The 2,582-nt window shown below is 56.2% G+C and carries 3 protein-coding genes; 1 reads left to right on the top strand and 2 read right to left on the bottom strand.

Annotation, left to right across the window (positions count from 1 at the left end):
* Positions 1-398 precede the first annotated feature (398 nt).
* A complete protein-coding gene (locus ACREAY_RS11245; protein ID WP_431755864.1) occupies positions 399-656 on the top strand; it encodes a hypothetical protein in 258 nt (85 codons plus the stop codon).
* Here ACREAY_RS11245 and ACREAY_RS11240 read toward each other — a convergent pair.
* Together ACREAY_RS11240 and hisS are read right to left on the bottom strand one after the other, a co-directional pair.
* On the bottom strand, positions 622-1,032 hold the full coding sequence (locus ACREAY_RS11240) for a response regulator (protein ID WP_431755863.1): 411 nt from the start codon (positions 1,030-1,032) through the stop codon (positions 622-624). The genes ACREAY_RS11245 and ACREAY_RS11240 overlap by 35 nt on opposite strands.
* A 136-nt stretch (positions 1,033-1,168) precedes the next feature.
* Positions 1,169-2,443: a histidine--tRNA ligase gene (hisS, locus tag ACREAY_RS11235; RefSeq protein ID WP_431755862.1), complete on the bottom strand. Its 1,275-nt coding sequence runs from the start codon at positions 2,441-2,443 to the stop codon at positions 1,169-1,171.
* Positions 2,444-2,582 lie beyond the last annotated feature (139 nt).

Here is a 2,582-nt window from a genome sequence, read left to right as displayed (position 1 = left end):
GAACCGGCCTTCAAAGAGTTTTTAAAGACTAGCGAGAAACGTCATTTATCGCTCGAGAAAAGTAAGGGCGGAGGGTCAATTGAAATGGGACTCAATTTACTACCCCCTCCACACCTATCCGATTCTGGCGAATCGATAGTAGCTTTTTGCGCTTCTGATATAAAACATCACTGGTCAGCATCCGCTAGTGCACAATAAGGTACCTTTATTCTCGGTTGCAATACTAGGAACGATATCCTGTTAGCAACTGACGTTCAATGTCTGCCGTTCGCGGCCATTTCGAGGTGTCTCGCCAGCTTCTCCACCTCTCACGTCTTGTCTTGTTGTCTGGAATTGAAAGATTAATAGCCGTTGTTTTGGTGTTGGTCATGCTAAACATGGTTGATTTGGCGCAATATTTGACAAATACCTCAAACCCCAAGGTCTTTCTCGCCCCCAACACTTCGGACCAGGAGCTGGTCGAGAAGGCAAAGGGCAGGCTTGTCGAGAACGGCCTAAAGCTCGAAGCCATCCAGTTGAACTATGACATGCAGCAGCTCGACCCAGGAGACCTTTATGCCAGCTACGAGCCGCCAGACCTAGTCGTCAGGTCTGTCTATGAGAAAAAGCCAAGCGGCATAGTCAAGATGAAGAGCGTGGCGATGATAAGGCTCTAGCCGCCAAACAGCATTTTTCCCGGGCAAGAAACTCTTTCATCCCTACGGGCTTGTAGATTATCACCGCGTCAGGGTCGAGCCTGCGGGCAAAACTCAGCTCTGCCGACGACATGTCATAGGCTGACAGGAATATCACAGGGGTTTGCGGGTCGACAGACTTGATCTTTTGATACAGGTCCAACCCGTTCATCCCAGGCATCCGGATGTCGGTTATCACAAGGTCGTAGCGGCCGGGAGCAAAGTTCTCAAGCGCCGTGACAGAGTCGCGACATGCCCTGACTGAAAAACCTGCCTTTTGCAGGCCGTCTTTCATGACCACCAGAATGTCCATTTCATCGTCGACGAGTAGGACCCTCTTGCCTGATTCCCGGCTCACTCGCTACCGCCCCGCTTCCAGCCTTGTCCCAAACAAATTTGCAAAGGTTTTGGCGCGGCAGTGCAATAAGGTTTGCCCCGGGCCGACATGCACGATGCAGCCCTCAAATACAGCATATTTTGAGCCAAACGCACACCTAGGCTCGCAAAAGCGAGCCTACTGCGTCGACGATGGCCTCAAGAGGCTGCTTGCTTTCTGCCCCGTCTTTCATAGACTTTACAGTGACCTTGCCCTCGGCAATTTCGCCGGGCGCGACTATCAGCGCGAGGCGTGCGCCCTTGGTCGACGCGTCGTCCATCTGCTTTCGCAGCGCCCTTCCGAGTATGTCATAGTCAGCCGCAATGTCGCTGTCCCGCAACAGGGCCACCAGCTCGAGCGCCTTCGCCCTTGCCTCGTCCGACGCATTTGCCACGTACACCAGCGGCTTTTGGGGCGGCTGCAGCATGCCCTGTTTTTGGAGGGCCATGACAATGCGCTCGACGCCGCCTGCAGCGCCCGTGGCGCCGATGTCCTTACGCCCAAACGCGTCGGTCAGCCGGTCGTACCGGCCGCCGCCGACCAGCGCGCCCCCTTCTCCGGAAAACACTTCAAACACGACGCCGGAATAATAGTCGAGGCCCCGGACTATGCCGAGGTTCACAGAAACGTTGTCCACCTTTCTTGCGGCCAGCGACTCCATCAGGCTGACAATCTTTTGCCACCCTGCAAGCCCCTGCACGTCTGCTCTGGCTGCGACCTCTTTGACAGAGCCGCGCACCTGCGACAGGTCGATAAGCGCCTGCAGCTTGCCCGGCTCTACCACGTCCCTGTATTCATGCAGGATGGCAGCGGCGCCCTTTTTTGGCACCTTGTCCACTGCGCGAAACATCTCGGCCACCCGGGCGTCGTCTGCCACGCCCAGCCTGCCGCGGATGTACTGCTCGATTAGCTGCCGGTCGTTGACTTCAATCGACACTGCAAGGCCCAGCTTTTTGAAAAACGCCGCTATGAACTCTATCACCTCGGCGTCTGACTCTATCGAGAACGGGCCGTACACCTCGACGTCCCACTGGTGGAAATAGCGGTACCTGCCGGCCTGCGGCTCGTCGTAGCGCCACACCCCGGCAAACGCCGCCACCTTGGCCGGCATCTTCAAGTCGCGCCTGGCAGCCACAAAGCGCGTCAGCCCAATTGTGAGGTCAAAGCGCAGCGCGACTTTTCTGTCGCCCTTGTCCGTGAAAGCGTATATCTCGTTTGAAACGGCGCTCCCGCTCTTGGCCTCCAGCGTCGCCAGCATTTCAAGGGGCGACGGCTCCATCATGGTAAAGTTGTAAAGCCGCGCGGTTTCAAGGAATTTCTCCCGCACATAGGCGATGGCTGCAAACTCGCCGCTCTCAAGGTCCCTCATGCCGCGGGGGAGCTCTAGCTTCACACCAGTGCATCAAGCCCGTTAGCATTTAGATTTTGCGCCGGCGCTACCCCTAGCGTGCGTTTCCAGTGGAAAACTGCCAAAATAATTGTTCTTTTATCCTACTTGCTGTGCTTGAGCGAGGCAGTGCGGCGGGAAAGTC

The organism is Nitrososphaera sp. (assembly GCF_050748925.1).
Classification (GTDB): domain Archaea; phylum Thermoproteota; class Nitrososphaeria; order Nitrososphaerales; family Nitrososphaeraceae; genus Nitrososphaera.
Note: the sequence above shows the minus strand (reverse complement) of the source record. Positions and strands in the feature narration are given on the sequence as shown.